Consider the following 16,240-nt stretch of genomic DNA (forward strand, 5'->3'; position numbering starts at 1 on the left):
GGAGGTTGGAACCACTGTTCAGGCGGGCGCCAGCACGCTCCTGTCGAGGTCGCGGACGGCGGCCACACCGATCAGCGCGAGCGTCAGGTCAAGGTCCGCGAGGACGTTCTGGATGACCTCGCGCACACCTTCCTCGCCGGCGATGGCCAGGCCGTAGGCGTAGGGGCGGCCCAGCAGCACGGCGCGGGCGCCCAGGGCCACCGCCTTGACGATGTCCGCGCCGGTGCGCACGCCGCTGTCGAACAGCACCGGCACGTCTCCGGCGGCGGCCACCACGCCGGGCAGGGCGTCGAGCGCCCCGACCGCGCCGTCCACCTGCCGGCCCCCGTGGTTGGAGACGATCATGGCGTCCACGCCGCGCGCCGCGGCCTCGCGGGCGTCGTCCGGATGCAGGATGCCCTTGAGGACGATGGGCAGGCGGGTCCATTCACGCAGGCGGGCGAGGTCGTCCCACGTGAGGTCCGGCCGGGTGTACGTGGCGGTGAAGCGGGCGACCGCAGCGCGCATCTGCTCCAGGCTGAGGTGGTAGGGACGGCCCCTCGCGGCGAGTTCCGCGCCGGCGCGCAGCAGGGCGGGCGTGCGCGGCGGCGTGGTGGCCGGGCCGGGCTGGGGCCCATGCAGGTGCGCGCGGAATACCGGGTCGCTGAGGTACTGCGCCAGGCCCCGGCCGCGCATGAACGGCAGGTGGCCCAGGTCGAGGTCCCGGGGCCGCCAGCCGAGCACGGTCGTGTCCAGCGTCAGGACGATAGCCTGCGCGCCGCACGCCTCGGCGCGGCGCAGCAGCGAGCGGGTCAGGTCGTCGTCGCGGCTCCAGTACAGCTGGAACCAGCGCGGGCTCTCCCCCATCTCCGCCGCGCAGTCCTCCATCGGCACGGACGCCTGCGAGGAGTAGATGAACGGCACGCCCTCGGTGGCGGCGGCGCGGGCCACGGCGCGGTCGGCGTCCGGGTGGGCGCACTCCAGCACCCCCAGCGGCGCGAGCAGCAGCGGCGTGGCGTAGGTGTGCCCCAGCACGCTCACGCTGAGGTCGCGCTCCGTATGGCCGCGCAGGTGCCGGGGCAGCAGTTGCACGCGCTCGAAGGCGGCCAGGTTGGCGCGCAGCGTGCGCTCGGCGCCGGCCCCGCCCGCCAGGTACGCGAAGTCCGGCGCCTTCAGGTGCACGCGCGCCGCCTCCTGGAGCCGCTCGGGCGCGACGGGTACGGCGGGTTTCTCGCCGCCCAGGCCGCGGACGTACACCTGGGTCTGGCGCTGCCGGCCGCGGCCCACGGGTTCAGAGGTCATGTCCACAGCTTAGGCACGCCGTGTTCAGACGATGTGAAGACGCCGCACGCCGAACGGACGCGCCCGCTCCGGCCGGTGGGCGGGAGCGGGCGGATCACCGGTAAGCGGTCAGGACGGTTCGCGGGCCGGGGTGTCGCGCGTCTTTTTGGCCTTCGGCAGCACGTCTGCGAGGTCCGCGGGCGTGATGGACCGTTCCTGCGCGCCCAGGCTGGTGGCGGCCAGAGCGCCGGCGGCGTTGGCGGCGCGGGCGGCCTCGGCCATGTTCACGCCGCTCAGCACCGCGTGCGCGAATGTGGCGGTGAAGGTGTCGCCGGCGCCGGTGGTGTCCACGACGTCGCCTTCCGGGAGCACGGCGTCCACGAGTTCGGTGTCGGTGGGCGTCCACGTGATCGAGCCCATCTTGCCGACCTTCACGACCACGCGCTGCGCGCCGGCTTGCCCGAGTTTCGCCAGCGCCGCGCTGATGCTGCCGGTGCCAGTCAGGGCCTGGAGTTCGTGCTGGTTGAGGGTGAGGTAGTCCGAGCCGATCACGTCGTCCAGCAGGCTGGTGCGGGCCTTGTTCACGGCGCCGGTGCCCAGGTCGATGAACACCGGCACCGCCTTCTTGGCGCCGCGGGCGTACGCGATGGCCTGGAGGGCGTACTCGCGCTGCGGCCCCTCGATCAGGGCGTAGGCATTCACGATCAGGGCGTCGCTGGTCTCGATGTCCCGCTTCTTCAGCTTGGCCGGATCGAGCTGGCGGTTGGCGGCGCCGTCGCTGATCATGGTGCGGTCGCCGGCGTCGGTCTGCATGACGGTGATGGTGCTGGTCAGGTGCTGGTCGTCCTGCTGGATGGCGCCGGTGCCCACGCCGCTGCGGCGCACGTGGCTCAGCGCGTACTCCGCGAAGGGGTCGACGCCGACGCACGCGGCGAGCGTGACGGTGTGGCCCAGGCGGGCCAGCGTGACGCTGATGGTGCCGCCCGCGCCGCCGGGTTTCATGCTGGCACGCAGCGGCGTGACTTCCTCGCCGGCCCGCGGCAGGCGGCCGAGGTGGTACAGGTGGTCGACGGTGACGTCGCCGATTACGTAAAACTTCACGGTGGAGACCTCCGGGGCCGGCGTACTGGCCCCTGCCGGGGAATGCGGTGGCTGCAACTGGTCGGTGACCTGGCGTTACCGTACCACGCCGAGTTCCCGCGCAAGGGCTTCCAGCGCCGCCAGCGGCACGTCCTCGGCGCGCACGTCCGGCCGCAGTTCCGTGCGGGCCAGCGCCGCGTCGATGGCGTCTCCCGCGTGACCGGCGAGGCGCAGGTTGTTGCGCAGGGTCTTGCGGCGGTGGTGCAGCGCCGCCTCAATGAAGCGCAGCAGCTCCGGCGCGGGCAGCGCGCGCTGGCGGTCGAAGTCCAGGCGCATCACGGCGCTGGTCACGTCCGGCGCGGGCAGGAACGCGCCCTTCGGCACGTCGCGCACGTGGCGCACGCTGCCGTGCAGGGCGGCCAGCGCGCTCAGGAAGCCGTAGTTGTCCTCGCCGGGCCGGGCGGTGAGGCGCTGCCCGACCTCCTTCTGCACCAGCACGGTGGCCGACGCGATGGCCGGCGCGTTCATGAAACGCGACAGCAGCACCCCGGTGATGTAGTACGGCAGGTTGGCGATCACATGCGTGCCGGGCTCCAGGGCGGCGTAATCGAAGTCCAGCGCGTCGCCCCACACGACCGTCACGTCCAGGCCGGCGAGCGTCTCGGCCAGTACCGGGCGCAGCCGCTCGTCCTTTTCCAGCGCCGTCACGCGCGCGCCGCGGGCGGCGACCTCGCCGGTCAGCACGCCCAGGCCCGGACCGACCTCCAACACTGGCACGCCCGGCGCAGCGCCGCCCGCCTCTGCGATGGCGCGCAGGATGTTGCCGTCGATCAGGAAGTTCTGACCGAGGCTCTTGGTGGGTTTCAGGCCGTGCCGGTCCAGCAGCTCCCGGACGCGGGCCGGGGAGTACAGGGGCGGGGGGCGGGGCGCGTCGGGGGTGGGTTCGGACTGGGACAAGGATCACTCCGGTGCGGCGGGGCGCGCGGGACGTCCGGCCACAGGCGCGTCAGTATACTCTTCGCCATGACCGATCCCGTCGGTGTGGGCCACCCCACGGACACACCATCCCAGCCGCCGCTGCCGGACCTGGGCGACCTGATCCGCGCCGGCGAGTGGCGCCGAGCACTCGCCACCGCCCGCGTGGGGCACGCGGACGCCCACGTCGAGGCGGCGCTGAGCGCCGTGGTCGGCATCGTGGAGGGCGTGCGCGCCCGGCGCTACCCGGCCGCGCGCCGCGCCCTGACGGACCTGCGCGACACGCTGGCCGCCAGCGACGCCCCGGACCTGACGGTGATCCGCCGCCACGTCGATCCGGACGCCGTGCACGCGGGCCTCGCCGCGCTCGACGTGAAGTCCGGCCGGGACGCGCCGGATGACGACGCGCTGGCGGCCAGCCTCGAAGCGGCGCTGGCCACATCTCTCACGCGGGCCGAGGCGCTGAACACGCTGGGCGTGCGCGCCGCTGCGCAGGGCGACACCGAGCGCGGCCGCGGCCTGTTCGAGGAAGCGCTGGCGGCCGATCCCGGTCACTACCGGGCGCTGACGAACATCGGGAACATGAAGCTGGAAGCCGGGGACGCCGTGGGCGCCGAGGCGGACTACCGCGCCGCCCTGAAGCTGGCGCCGGAGTACGACGGCGCGCACCACAACCTGGGAGTGGCGCTGCGCCGCCAGGGCCGGGTGGCCGAGGCGGTCAGCGCGATCCGGCGCGGCCAGCGGCTGGGCATGCGCCGCTCGAAGGAGGACACCCAGGCCGAGATGCGCGAGCAGTTCGCCGGCAGCGCCACCCTGCGGCGACTCCGGACCGCAGCGCTGGTGGTCGTCGTGGTGCTGATCCTGCTGGCCCTGCGCGGCGCGCTGACCTGACCGTGGACCCACGCTGATGCCGCAGTGGGTGCTCGCACCGGAGGGCGCGCGGCGGGTGGATGCCCGGCTGGAGCGCGCGGGCCTGCTCGACCTCGCCATGGAGGAGGCGGGCCGGGCCGTGGCCGACCATCTCCTTGCCGCGCGCCCGGACGGCCCGGTGCTGCTGCTCGCGGGCAGCGGGGCGAACGGCGGCGACGCCTTCGTCGCGGCCCGGCACCTGCGGGTGCGTGGCGTGGATGCGGCCGTGCTGGCGCTGCCGTCCCGCCACCCGCTGACCCGGGCGAACCGCCAGCGGTGGCGGGCCGTGGGGGGCACGGTCACGGCCCTGGGCGCCGCCAGCCTGGCCCGCGGGCTGCGGACGGCCACCATGGTCGTGGACGGCCTGCTCGGCACGGGTTTCACGCCGCCGCTGCGGCCGGCCACGGCGGAGCTGATCGCCACGGTGAACGCGTGGCGGGGACCGGGGCGCCGGGTGCTCGCCATCGACGTGCCGAGCGGCCTGGACGCGGCGTCCGCCCTGGTGCCGGAGGGGGCTCTGCGCGCGGACGACACTGTGACCCTGATGGGCTACAAGGCCGCGCTGCTGTTCGGCGCGGCCGCCGTTCACGCGGGGCGGGTCACGCTGGCCCCGCTGTCGGCACCCCCCGAATGGGTGCAGGAGGACGCCCTGGCCGCCCGCCCCACCGACGCCGAGGTGGGCGCGCTGCTGCCCGTGCGACACGCCGACGCCCACAAGGGCACCGCCGGCCGCGTGTGGATCGTCGGCGGTCATCCCGGCACGACGGGGGCGCCGGCCCTGGCCGGAGTGGGCGCGCTGCGGGCCGGGGCGGGCCTGGTGACGGTGCATTCCACGGCGGACGTGCCGCTGGTCACGGCGGAACTGATGGTGCGCCGGGCGACGTCCTGGGACGCGTGGCGTGTGGAGACGGAGGGCGCGTCCCGGCCGGACGCCGTAGCGCTGGGCATGGGCCTGGGGCCGGACGCGGCGGCCCTGGCGCGCACCGTGCTCGCATGGAACATTCCCACGGTGGTAGATGCCGACGCGCTGCAACCCGAGCTGGCGGGACACGGGCACGCGCGCGTGATCTGGACGCCGCACCCCGGCGAGGCCGCGCGGCTGCTCGGCACCGATACGGCCGGGATCGTGCGCGACCCGCTGGGCGCGGCCCACACCCTCCAGCAGCGCTTTGGCGGCGTGGTCGTGCTCAAGGGCGGACCGAGCGTCGTGGCGCACGCGGGCGGCCTCAGCGTCGCGCGTGGCGGGCACCCGGGCATGGCGACGGCCGGCATGGGCGACACGCTCTCCGGCATCCTGGCCGCGCTGCTGGGACAGGGCCTGTCGGCACCGGACGCCGCGGTGGCCGGCGTCCGGCTGCACGCGCGGGCTGGCGAGCGGGCGGGTGCCCGTCACGGCTACGGCCTGATCGCGTCGGACGTCGCGCTGGAACTGGGCGGCGCGTGGCAGGACGTGAGCGGCGGCGCGGCCGGGGAAGCGTGGTAGGGTCGCTGCATGCAGGGTCTGCTGAGTGATCTTCCGCTGCTGGGCGCCCTGGAACTGATTCACACCACCCGGCAGACCGGCGTGCTGGACGTGCAGACGGACGTGCCGTATGCGGTCGCCTTCGTGGGCGGCGAGATCGTGTCCGGCGGCATCGTGGACTGGATCGGCCTGGACGCCCTGTACGCGTGCCCGCTGCTGGCCGAATCCGGGTCGTTCTCTTTCGAGCGCAAGCCCGTGACCGGCCGGCCGCTGGGCACCTTCAACCACATCGTGTCCGACTGGGCGCGCACGTCAGATGAGTGGCAGGAGGTATGCGCGGTGATCGGCAGCCCGAGCCGCTACTACCGGGGGGCCGAGCCGCTGTTCGACCTGGAGGGCGGGCGCTCGGTGCGCGGCGCGGCGCGGGCGGCGGAGGTGCCGGTCTTCCAGGTGGCGCAGTTCGTGGTCCGGGCGCTGCGCGACGGCCGGCTGGAGGCCAGGGACCGTTTCGAGTGGTTCCGGCTCAAACTTCAGCCCGCGCCGCGCCGCGCCGGGCAGACGCCCGAGCCGATGCTGCCGCTGGGCCAGCTGATCGAGCGCGGCATGCCGCTGCGTGAAGCCCGCGCCCGGCTGCTGAACGAACTGCGCCTGGGCCTGCGCTTCACCGGCAGCGGGTGGGTGTGGCGCGATCTGGTGTGGGAAGTGCAGCAGGACACCGTGGCGACCGCACCCCGCTGAGGCCGGCGGCCAGGGGAATACCCTAGAATGCCGCCCATGCTGTTTCTGTCCGTGCTGCTGCTGGCCGTCGCGTTCCTGGTGGGGAGCGCGCCCGTGGGGCACACGCTGCTCGCGCGCGTCGGGGTGGACGTCCGGACGAACAATCCCTACAACCTCGGCGTGGAGAACGTCCTGCGGCGGGTGGGGCCGGGCCTGGCCGTCACGACCGCGCTGCTGGACGCCGCGAAGGGCTTCGTCGCGGTGCTGATGGCCGCGAGCCTCCAGCTGCCGGAGGTGGCGGCGCTGGGCGCGCTGGCCGCGTATCTGGGCCACCTGAATCCGCCGCCGCGCCTGTACGGGCCGCTGCCGCCGCGCGGCCGGGGCAACCTCGTGCTGCTGGGCGTGCTGGCGGGCCTCGCGGTCACGGGAGCCGTGCCGCTGTGGGCGGCGGCGCTGCCGGTCGTGGTGTACGCGGGCATCAGCGGGTACTGGGGCTTCGTGACGCTGGGTACGCTGGGGGGCCTCGCGGCCTTCGCGGTGGCGGCGGCGCTGCTGCCCACGCCGGTGCCGGCGAAACTCGCGGCGCTGGGGCTGCTGCTGGCCGCCACGTGGCGCTTCAAGGAGAACCTGGGCCGCATCCTGGACGGCACCGAACCGCGCCTGGGCGACGCGGTGCCGATGGCCGGCAAACGCGCGGACGAGGTCGTGACGGCCTTCATGATCCACCCCATGACCGTGGAGAACTTCTGGCAGACCCGGCGCTTCTCGTGGATGCGCCCGCTGGTGGAACGCGGCCTGATCTCCGAGGCGAGCGTGCGCGACCTGGCCCGCTCGCTGCGCCCCATGAAGGTGGGAGAGCTGCGCGGCATCCGCACCGTGGACGGCAAGAGCATCCGCTGCTACCTGCTGTCCAGCCCGCTGCTGCCCGACGTCTTCCGCGACGATCCGGAGCTCGCCACCCGCCGCGCCATCGAGGGTGCGCGCCTCGCGCACGAACTGGGCGCCGAGGTGTTCGGGCTGGGCGCCTTCTGGTCGGTGGTGGGCAACAAGGGTATGGACGTGCAGGCGGCGGTGCCGCAGATCACCATCACGAATGGCGGGGCATACACCTCCGGCACCATCAAGGCCGCGGTGCCCGGCATCCTGGAGCACTTCGCCGCCACCGGACGCGACCTCAAGGACGCGACGGCGGCGGTGGTGGGCGCCAACGGCGTGGTCGCCTTCGGAATCGCGCGGACCATCGCGCCGCAGGTGAGTCGGCTGATCATGGTGGGCCGCGACCTGGAGCGGCTGGACCGCAGCGCCACGACCCTGCGCCGGGCCGTGAAGGACACCGAGATCGTCACGACCACGTCGTACGACGGGCTCAAGGACGCGTCGCTGATCTTCACCGCGACCAGCGACCCCAACCCCGTGATCTTCCCGCAGCACGTCCAGCCGGGTGCGTGGATCTTCGACGAGGGCCGCCCCGCCGACGTGGACGACAGCGTGCGCAGCGTGCCGGGCGTGCGGATCATCCCCGGCGGCGTGGTGCGCCCGCCCGGCGGCATGACCAGCAACATCGACCTGCAGTTCGGCGAGGGCGCGGTGCCGGCGTGCCTCGCGGAGACGCTGATCATCGCCGCGACGGGCGAGCACGGCCGCAAGAGCCTGGGCCCGCAGACCCTCACGGAGAACATCAACTTCTTCGTGGACGAGGCGCACAAGCTCGGCTTCGAGGTCCTGGACTGACATGACGCCGCCCCTCATGATTTGCTGAGGTTCGGCGGGGTGTCTAGGAATGGGCCCGGCCCGCCCGCAGATCTTCGTCCGGCCTTCATCTGAGCTCCCTATGCTGCCGGGGTGATCCGGCCGACGCTGCTGCGCGTTCTGTCCACGCTGGCGCTGCTGGCCGTCATGGTCGCCGCGCCCGGCCACGCCGCCGAGGTGCTGCTGTGGCCGGGGGGGCTTCAGCCGCCACAGCCCATCTCGACCCCCGAGCCGCCGTGCGCGGAACCCACGGGCCGCCTGAGCCTGCGCCTGTGGGAACTCGTGCGGCAGGAGGGCGGCCCGGACCTGACCTGCGGCAACGCCTTCGTGGCCTTCGACCGCACACCCCGCAGCGACCGCGTGCCCGAGGACGCCTTCCAGGTCGCCGCCGACCAGATCCGGGCCGCCCACGCCGAGGTACTGTTGGCCAGCATGGAGTGGCGGTCCGGCGGCGAGAACCCCGGCATGACCTTCGCTCGGGCAGTGCGCGACCTGTATGTCCGCGTGGCCGCAAATCCGGCCGCGTACCCGCAGGGCATGAGCGTGCGGCTGCTGCTCGGCGGCCTGCCGGACTTCGTGCGCCCGGACGGCGCGACGCAGATCCTGAGCGTAGCCCACGACCTGCGCAGTGTGGGCGTGCCCCTGAGCGACCCCCGCGCCGGGTGGACGGTCACGCTGCTGAACTACCGCTACCTGCCGCACAGCCACGTGAAACTGCACGTTATCGACGGCACGGACCTCACGGTGGCCGGCTACAACTACACCGACTGGCACCTGCCGGTCAGCGAGCCCGGCGGCCGCGCCCTGCACGACCTGGGCCTGCACATGTCCGGCCCGGTCGCGCAGAGCGGCGTGGCGGTGTTCGACGACCTGTGGCGCCGCAGCCAGGAACTGGTCTGCCCGGCGGACGTGGCCCCGGACGACGTGACCGCCCGCTGCGCCCTGCAGGAGCCCGCGCCCCCCTCGCACCCAGAACTGGCCCGGCACGCCGTGCGGACAGGAGACACGCGCGCCTACATGCTGTACCGCCGCACTGGGGTCGACCAGGCGGACGTGGCGCACCTGGCGCTGCTGGACGGCGCCCGCACACAGGTCGACCTGATGCAGGCGGATTTCGGGCCGCCGCTGACGTGCTGGTATGCCTACCTGAATCCGTCCACGTGCCCGGTGCGCGAGTGGACGACGTACATGACGGAGGTGCTGACCGCGCTGCGGCGGGGTGTGCACGTCCGGCTGCTGCTGGTGGACTACGGCATCGGGGCCGCGCCGAACCGCAGCGGGGTGGCGCTGATCCGCCGTGAACTGCACCGCCGGGGCCTGGACGACCGCTTCGAGGCCCGCTACACCACCTTCACCATGCACACCAAGGCCCTGACCGTCGACCACGAGCTGGTCGTGACCGGCAGCATGAACTTCCATTTCGCGTCGTGGGGCAGCCTGGGCCTGGCGGAAGCTGCGCTGGCGACCGACGATCCACGGGCGGTGGCCGAACAGGAGGCGAGCTTCAACGACGTGTGGGCCAACGGCAGCCGGCCCGTCCCGGAGGAACGCTGGCTGCCGAACGTCACCCAGGACCTCCTGAACTGAGAACGCACACCGGCGGCGGGGGCACGGTCTGACGCGCCGGGCTTCCGTAGACTGTGTGCATGAGTGGTGTTCCCGTCCGCTGGTCCTCGCCGAGGTGTGGTCATGGTTGAGCGCGTGTTCCTGGCCAAGCCGCGCGGCTTCTGCGCCGGGGTGGTCATGGCGATCCAGGCGGTCGAACGGGCGGCGCAGCGTGAGGAGAAGCCGGTCACGGTGTACCACTCCATCGTGCACAACCACACCGTGGTCGAGCGGCTGTCGTCGGCGCACGGCGTGCACTTCGTGGAGGATCTCGACGCCGTGAACGCCCTGCCCGAGGGCGGCGAGACGGTCGTGTTCAGCGCCCACGGCATCAGCCCCGCGGTGCGGGAACGCGCCCGCGCGCTGGGGCTGGCGACCATCGACGCGACGTGCCCGCTGGTCACGAAGGTGCACACCGAGGCGAAGAAGTACGCGCGCGAGGGCTACACCATCCTGCTGATCGGAGACAGCGCCCGGCACCAGGAGGTGATCGGCACGCGCGGCGAGGCGCCGGAGCACACGATCCTGGTCGGGGTGCTGGGCAAGACCGGCGAGGGGCTGCACGATCCGTACACCGTGCAGGTGCCCGATCCACAGAAACTGGTCGTGCTGACACAGACGACCCTGAGCGTGGACGACACCCGCCGCACCATCGAGATCCTGAAGTCGCGCTTCCCGGCGCTGGTGGTGCCGCCCAGCGAGGACCTGTGCTATGCCACGAAGAACCGCCAGGACGCGGTCAAGGCCATCGCTCCGCATGTGGACGCCTTTCTGGTGCTGACCAGCACGCACTCGAGCAACGGCATGCGCCTGCTGGAACTGGCCGCCGAGACCTGCGGCCGGGCCGAGCGGCTGGAGACGGTGGCAGACCTGGCGCACGTGGACCTCGCGGGCGTGCACAGCGTGGGCATCACGTCGGCAGCCAGCACCCCGGACGACCTCGTGCAGGCGGTGGTCGCGCACTTCCGCGCCCTGAACCCGGCGCTGGAGGTGATTGAGGAAGGCGAGTGGGAGGACATCGAGTTCCGCGAGCCGAGGAAGATCCTGCCCACCGACGCCCTGCCGCGCACCATGCAGTGATTTCACCTTCACGTGGGTCGGAGACGAGTCCGAGCGACGCGAGAAGACCCATCCCGGACTGGAGGGCTACAAAGATTTCCCGATCCTTCCGCGGGAGGTCCTGGACGCACGGAGGTTCGGGATGATCCTCTCCCCTGCCGCGTGGGCAGCGTTCGATGCCGTACTGCGGGTGTTCGTGGCGTGGCAGGTGGTGTGGGGGCTGATCGCGTTCGTGTCGGTGTGGCGGGACAAGGTGCTGGCCTCGGGTGGGCGCCGGCGCGTGCCGGAACGCACCCTCCACCGCACAGAAGCGTGGGGCGGGTGGCTGGGCTCGTTCGTGGCGCAGCGCGTGTTCCGCCACAAGACCCGCAAGGCGCCGTACCAGCGCGCCTTCCTGCGGATCGCCGCGTGCTGGCTGGGCGCTTGGGGGGCCGTGATCGGGCTGCGACTCCTGGCGAACTGAGTGCCGAATCTTGCCATTTGCAATGCAATTCTGTATTCGACTTGCCATGTGATACCTTCATCCGCATGATCGTGGTGAAGGTGGGCGGCAGTGCAGGAATCGATTACGACGCAGTATGTGCGGACATCGCCGCACGCTGGGCGGCGGGCGAGAAGCTGATTCTGGTGCACGGCGGCAGCGGGGAGACCAACCGGATCGCCGAGGCGCTGGGGCATCCGCCGAAGTTCGTGACCAGTCCCAGCGGGTATACCTCGCGCTTCACCGACCGCGAGACGCTGGAAATCTTCGAGATGGTGTACTGCGGCAAGATGAACAAGGGCATCGTGGAACGCCTGCAACGGCTGGGCGTGAACGCGGTCGGCCTGTCGGGTCTGGACGGCCGCATCTTCGAGGGCCGCCACAAGGACTCGGTGCGCGCCGTCGAGAACGGCAAGGTCAAGGTGCTGCGCGGCGACCACACCGGCACCGTCGAGAAGGTGAACACCGGCCTGATCGAGCTGCTGCTCGGCGCGGGCTACCTGCCAGTGCTCACGCCGCCGGCCAGCAGTTACGAGGGCGTGGCGATCAACGTGGACGGCGACCGCGCCGCCGCCGCCCTGGCCGTGGCCCTGAAGGCCGACGCGCTGCTGCTGCTCTCGAACGTGCCGGGCCTGCTGCGCGCCTATCCGGACGAGGCCAGCCTGATTCCCACGATTCCCGCTGGCGACGTCGAGAGCTACCTGGAATTTGCCCAGGACCGCATGAAGAAGAAGGTGCTGGGCGCCGCCGAGGCCGTGCAGGGCGGCGTGCGGCGCGTGATCTTCGGGGATGCCCGCGCCGGTCAGCCGGTCAGCGCGGCGCTGGGTGGAGCGGGCACGGTCGTGTCCTGACAGCGGTGCGGCGTGCGCTATCCTGCGCGCTCGATGACGCCGGCCGAACTGCTCGACTTCCTCGCCGCGCGGGGCGGGCAGGAATATGAGGTGCAGGCGCTGCTGCACGCGGGCCGGGGGCGCAAGGCCAGCGTCCGCGAGCTGGGCGCCTATCGCCTGACCATGCGCGGCGACGAGGTGCTGGCGTGCGGGCCGAGCGGGCAGCCACGGCACCTCTCCCGTACGGAATTCCACGCCGTGTTCGGCTCGTACGCCTTCGGGGAGCCCCGGCCCACGGGCACGTTCACGGATCTGGGGCCGCTGTTCGGGATGTAACGGAGGGCGGGACCGGAGGGAATCCCCCGGCCCCGCCGTGTGGCTCGCTGCTTACTGGCTCTGAGCGGCCGGGAAGGCGAAGGCCTTCAGATCGACCGTGACGGTGCGCGTCTGGCCGCCGCGGACCACTGTGAGCTGCACACTGTCCCCGATCTGCTTGCCGATGATCGCGCGGCGCAGGTCGTCCCCGGCCGAGATCGCCTGACCGTCGATGGCAGTGATGATGTCGCCGTCGGTGGAGATGGCGTTCGGCTGATCCTGGCTGGCGGCGCCCACGCTCAGGGCGTTGTTGCTGCCGCCCTTGAGGCCCGCGGCGGCGGCCGGACTGTTCGGCGCGACCTGCTGGATCAGGGCGCCGCTGGCCGGAAGCTTGGCCTGGGTGCGCTGCGCGGAGGTCAGGCCGCTGAGGTCCGTGAACTGGATGCCCAGGGTGGGCGTCTGGAGCACGCCCCCCTTGCCCGCCTGGAGCTGCGGCAGGAGCTTCTTGACCGTGTTCACGGGAATCGCGAAGCCCACACCGGCGCTCTGCCCGGCGCCGCCGGTGAGGATCTGGGTGTTCACGCCGATCACCTGACCGCTGGAGTTCAGCAGCGGTCCGCCGGAGTTCCCGGGGTTGATGGCGGCGTCCGTCTGGATCACGCTCTGCTCGACCTGCTTGGTGCCGACCGGCACGGTGCGTTCCAGTGAGGAGATGATGCCCTCGGACACGCTGAAGTCCAGGTTGAAGGGCGCGCCCATGGCGATGGCCTTGAGCCCCACGTCGAGCTGGTCGCTGTCGCCCAGCGGAATGGGCTGGATGGCCGATGCCGGCACGCCCTCGGCACGGATCAGCGCGAGGTCGAAGTCCGGGGCGCGGGCGATGACCTTCGCCTTGTACGTGGTCTTGGAGCCGTGCAGGCGGATGGTGATCTCGCTGGCGCCCTCGACCACGTGGTTGTTCGTGATGATGTCACCCTGCGCGTTCACGAAAAAACCGCTGCCGGTGCCGGTCTGCGGCTGGCCGTCGTCCGGCGTGCCGAAGCCGAAGGGCAGCTGCTGCTGGAGCCGCTGGCGCAGCTGGGCCTGCGGGGTGCTGTCGGCGCCCTCGGTCACGCTGATGTACACCAGCCCGTTCTGGCGGGCCTTCACCACGTTCACGGTGTTCGCCTCGGACTCGGTGCGGGCACGGCCGCCGTCGTAGGTGGCGGGGCTGGTGGGGGTGCTCTGCGCGAGCGCCGGGACCATCTCGCCCTGGGCCGCAGGCGTGGTGGCCGTGACGTTCTGCGCGGCGATGTGTTCGTTGACCTGAAAACCGGCGAAGGCGCCCACAGCAAGCGTGCCCGTCAGCGCCAGGATCGAGAGGGGTCGGTTCATGGGTGTGAGTGTGCCCGTGTGCGGTTACACGACGGTTAAAGAGCGCCCATGACGCCTTCAGCGTGACCGGGCATGGCCCGGGGCACACCACATCAACGCCCCACCCTGGACTACATGGCCAGGGTGGGGCGCGGGCAGAACCTTACTTCTTGCGCTTGCCGCCGCCGGCGGGTTTCTTGGCAGCGCTGCCGCCCCCGCCGTGGGTGCGTTCCTTGGCGTCCCGCATGAACGAGCGCAGCTTGGCCTCGAACTGGGGGCTCTGGCGGCCGATCGCGCGGGGGCGCGGCACTTCCTCGGGCTCTTCCAGCAGCTCCTTGATGGACAGGTCGAGTCGGCCTCGCTCGTCCCGGCCCAGCACCTTCACCTCGATGTTCTCGCCCTCACGGACGTGATCATGGATGTTCCGGACGAAGGAGTGAGCGATCTGCGAGATGTGCACCAGGCCCGTCTCGCCGTTCTCGAACTGGATGAACGCGCCGAAGTCCGTGACGCGCGTCACGCGGCCCTCTGCGACCGCGCCGGAATCAAGCTGCACCAAAGGAGGTCTCCTCGAAAAGCATGAGACCTATGGTACACCATGACCGGCCCCCGCGCAGAAGAGCCGGGTGTGGGGCGTGAAGCCGCGCCCAGGGCCGATCCGCTGCCGGAATGCGGCGCGGGCGGGTAGCATGCCGTCATGTTGGAGCTGCTGTCAATCATGCGCCGCCTGCGCGGCCCCGGAGGCTGCCCGTGGGACCAGGAGCAGACCCACGACTCGCTGCGTCCCTACCTGCTGGAGGAAGCGGCCGAGGCCGTGGACGCCGTCACTGCCGGCGACCGCGCAGAACTGGCCGCCGAGCTGGGGGATGTGCTGCTGCAGGTGGCCTTCCACAGCGTGATCGCCGAGGAGGAGGGCGCCTTCACGTACGCCGACGTGGAGCGGGCCATCGTGGACAAGCTCGTGCGGCGGCACCCGCACGTGTTCGCAGACGTGAACGTGCGGGACAGCGGCGAGGTGGTGAGCAACTGGCAGGCGATCAAGGTGGCCGAGCGCGGTGGCCGCCCGCGCCGCCCGGCCGACAGCGTCCCCAGAGGCCTCGGCGCGCTGGCCCGCGAGGCGCAGACACAGCACCTGGCCCGGCACCGGAGCGACCGGGCCGCGCTGGAACACAGTGTGAGCAGTGCGCCCGACTCGGCCGAGGGCGTGGCGCAGGTGTTGGAGGCGGCCGTCGCGTGGGCCCGCGCACACGGCGTCGATGCGGAACTGGCCCTGCGCGAGCACACCCAGCGGCGTCTGGACGCCCTCGCTCCACAGGACGCCGAATGACGCGCGCCGACGTGCGGGAGCAGCGTCGTGGCTGAGGAGCCCGCGCCAGACCCGCTGGATGAGGTGCTGGACGACCCGTGGCGGCTCTGGCTCTCCGGCCGCGAGCGCTCGGCGCTGCATCTGCCGACCTACCGGCGCGCGGCGGTGCTGGTCGGCCTGACGCGGGAACACGACCCGCGCGTGCTGCTCACCGTCCGCTCGGCCGATCTGCCCACCCACAAGGGGCAGATCAGCTTTCCCGGCGGCAGCCTGGAACCCGGCGAGACGCCGGTGCAGGCCGCACTACGAGAAGCATGGGAGGAGGTCGGCCTGGACCCGGCGGCGGTGGAGGTGCTGGGAGAACTGGACGACGTGTTCACCCCCATCGGCTTTCACGTCACGCCGGTCCTGGCCCGGCTGCCGGCCCGCCCGGAGCTGCGGCTGTCCGCCGAGGTCGTGAAGCTGCTCATGCCCACGTTGGGCACGCTGCGCGCCACCGTGCCGCGCGAGGACGACCGCGCCCTGCCGGACGGCCGCATGGTCACGCTCTACACCTACCCGTGGGAAGGCCACGACATCTGGGGCATGACGGCGCGGGTGCTCCACGACCTGCTCACCGGCGGTCCCAGCTGACAGGGAAGGGCGAGCGGCCGACAGGCGCACAACCCTCCTGCCCGACGGCCCTCGCTGGCCCACCCCTCGCCGGGCCAGTGGCGACGCCCTGACGCCCGCAGCATAGGCCGCACAGAACAAGGCCCCCACCGTCAGGTGGGGGCCTTGCCTCCAAAGGGTTACTTCACCTGGTTGATGGTGATCTGGCCGTTGGTCGTGACGTTGTAGGTGTTCAGGAAAGTGCGGAAGCCGGGGGCGATCACGACGATCTCGTGGGCGCCGCGGGAGACCTGCACGTCCAGTCCGCCGTTGCGGATGGTGCCGGCCTCGGTGCCGTCCACGAACACGCGGGCACCGTTCACGCCGCTACGGATGCTGACGGTGTAGGACGTGACGGGAGCGGGCGTGGGCGTGACGACCTGCGCGAACTCGACATTGAGGTTGGTGGTGGCGCCGCCGCGGATGGACACGGTGGTGGTGTAGTCCCGGAACCCCGGCGCCTGCACCCGCACCGGGAACGTCCCCGC

At 72.1% G+C, this 16,240-nt stretch carries 17 protein-coding genes; 11 read left to right on the forward strand and 6 right to left on the reverse strand.

Annotated features, from left to right (window positions below; all coding sequences use genetic code 11):
* Nucleotides 1-18 precede the first annotated feature (18 nt).
* The 3 genes from HNQ07_RS05085 to rsmA all read right to left on the reverse strand — a co-directional run bounded on the left by HNQ07_RS05085 (nt 19) and on the right by rsmA (nt 3,297).
* Entirely contained in the window at nt 19-1,281 is a 1,263-nt protein-coding gene (locus HNQ07_RS05085; RefSeq protein ID WP_184109765.1) for an alpha-hydroxy-acid oxidizing protein, read from the reverse strand.
* A gap of 108 nt (nt 1,282-1,389) precedes the next feature.
* The gene (locus HNQ07_RS05090; protein WP_184109766.1) at nt 1,390-2,361 is read right to left on the reverse strand and encodes a carbohydrate kinase family protein; all 972 of its coding nucleotides are present in this window, start codon (nt 2,359-2,361) and stop codon (nt 1,390-1,392) included.
* Between the two features lie 75 nt (nt 2,362-2,436).
* Nucleotides 2,437-3,297: a 16S rRNA (adenine(1518)-N(6)/adenine(1519)-N(6))-dimethyltransferase RsmA gene (rsmA, locus tag HNQ07_RS05095; RefSeq protein ID WP_184109767.1), complete on the reverse strand. Its 861-nt coding sequence runs from the start codon at nt 3,295-3,297 to the stop codon at nt 2,437-2,439.
* A gap of 66 nt (nt 3,298-3,363) precedes the next feature.
* Here rsmA and HNQ07_RS05100 point away from each other — a divergent pair, with 66 nt between their 5' ends.
* The 9 genes from HNQ07_RS05100 (at nt 3,364) to HNQ07_RS05140 (ending at nt 12,463) form a co-directional block, all read left to right on the forward strand.
* Nucleotides 3,364-4,206 (forward strand): tetratricopeptide repeat protein, encoded by an 843-nt coding sequence (locus tag HNQ07_RS05100; RefSeq protein WP_184109768.1) that lies wholly within the window; start codon nt 3,364-3,366, stop codon nt 4,204-4,206.
* 16 nt (nt 4,207-4,222) lie between these two features.
* Nucleotides 4,223-5,707, forward strand: coding sequence for an NAD(P)H-hydrate dehydratase (locus HNQ07_RS05105; RefSeq protein WP_184109769.1), 1,485 nt, complete (start codon nt 4,223-4,225; stop codon nt 5,705-5,707).
* Nucleotides 5,708-5,716: 9 nt separating this feature from the next.
* Nucleotides 5,717-6,424 (forward strand): DUF4388 domain-containing protein, encoded by a 708-nt coding sequence (locus HNQ07_RS05110; protein ID WP_184109770.1) that lies wholly within the window; start codon nt 5,717-5,719, stop codon nt 6,422-6,424.
* A gap of 36 nt (nt 6,425-6,460) precedes the next feature.
* Nucleotides 6,461-8,134: a glycerol-3-phosphate acyltransferase gene (locus tag HNQ07_RS05115; RefSeq protein WP_184109771.1), complete on the forward strand. Its 1,674-nt coding sequence runs from the start codon at nt 6,461-6,463 to the stop codon at nt 8,132-8,134.
* A gap of 111 nt (nt 8,135-8,245) precedes the next feature.
* Nucleotides 8,246-9,739 (forward strand): phospholipase D-like domain-containing protein, encoded by a 1,494-nt coding sequence (locus HNQ07_RS05120; protein WP_229831712.1) that lies wholly within the window; start codon nt 8,246-8,248, stop codon nt 9,737-9,739.
* Nucleotides 9,740-9,841: 102 nt separating this feature from the next.
* On the forward strand, nt 9,842-10,837 hold the full coding sequence (ispH, locus tag HNQ07_RS05125; RefSeq protein ID WP_184109772.1) for a 4-hydroxy-3-methylbut-2-enyl diphosphate reductase: 996 nt from the start codon (nt 9,842-9,844) through the stop codon (nt 10,835-10,837).
* 121 nt (nt 10,838-10,958) lie between these two features.
* On the forward strand, nt 10,959-11,279 hold the full coding sequence (locus tag HNQ07_RS05130) for a DUF1294 domain-containing protein (RefSeq protein WP_184109773.1): 321 nt from the start codon (nt 10,959-10,961) through the stop codon (nt 11,277-11,279).
* Between the two features lie 65 nt (nt 11,280-11,344).
* Entirely contained in the window at nt 11,345-12,148 is an 804-nt protein-coding gene (locus HNQ07_RS05135; RefSeq protein ID WP_184109774.1) for a [LysW]-aminoadipate kinase, read from the forward strand.
* A gap of 33 nt (nt 12,149-12,181) precedes the next feature.
* Nucleotides 12,182-12,463 carry a hypothetical protein gene (locus tag HNQ07_RS05140; protein WP_184109775.1) on the forward strand — a complete coding sequence of 94 codons (282 nt, stop codon included), beginning with the start codon at nt 12,182-12,184 and terminating at the stop codon, nt 12,461-12,463.
* A gap of 51 nt (nt 12,464-12,514) precedes the next feature.
* Here HNQ07_RS05140 and HNQ07_RS05145 read toward each other — a convergent pair whose 3' ends face one another.
* Together HNQ07_RS05145 and HNQ07_RS05150 are read right to left on the reverse strand one after the other, a co-directional pair.
* Nucleotides 12,515-13,816: a S1C family serine protease gene (locus HNQ07_RS05145; RefSeq protein WP_184109776.1), complete on the reverse strand. Its 1,302-nt coding sequence runs from the start codon at nt 13,814-13,816 to the stop codon at nt 12,515-12,517.
* Between the two features lie 142 nt (nt 13,817-13,958).
* Nucleotides 13,959-14,354, reverse strand: coding sequence for a S1 RNA-binding domain-containing protein (locus HNQ07_RS05150; protein ID WP_184109777.1), 396 nt, complete (start codon nt 14,352-14,354; stop codon nt 13,959-13,961).
* 138 nt (nt 14,355-14,492) lie between these two features.
* Here HNQ07_RS05150 and HNQ07_RS05155 point away from each other — a divergent pair, with 138 nt between their 5' ends.
* Nucleotides 14,493-15,122: a MazG family protein gene (locus tag HNQ07_RS05155; protein WP_184109778.1), complete on the forward strand. Its 630-nt coding sequence runs from the start codon at nt 14,493-14,495 to the stop codon at nt 15,120-15,122.
* A 27-nt stretch (nt 15,123-15,149) separates the two neighbouring features.
* Nucleotides 15,150-15,734 carry an NUDIX hydrolase gene (locus HNQ07_RS05160; protein WP_229831711.1) on the forward strand — a complete coding sequence of 195 codons (585 nt, stop codon included), beginning with the start codon at nt 15,150-15,152 and terminating at the stop codon, nt 15,732-15,734.
* A gap of 158 nt (nt 15,735-15,892) precedes the next feature.
* On the opposite strand, the gene HNQ07_RS05165 is transcribed toward HNQ07_RS05160, so the two are convergent.
* The coding region (locus tag HNQ07_RS05165) for a PEGA domain-containing protein (RefSeq protein ID WP_184109779.1) at nt 15,893-16,240 on the reverse strand (348 nt) is incomplete at its 5' end.

The sequence above is a fragment of the Deinococcus metalli genome (assembly GCF_014201805.1).
GTDB classification, from domain to species: Bacteria; Deinococcota; Deinococci; order Deinococcales; family Deinococcaceae; genus Deinococcus; species Deinococcus metalli.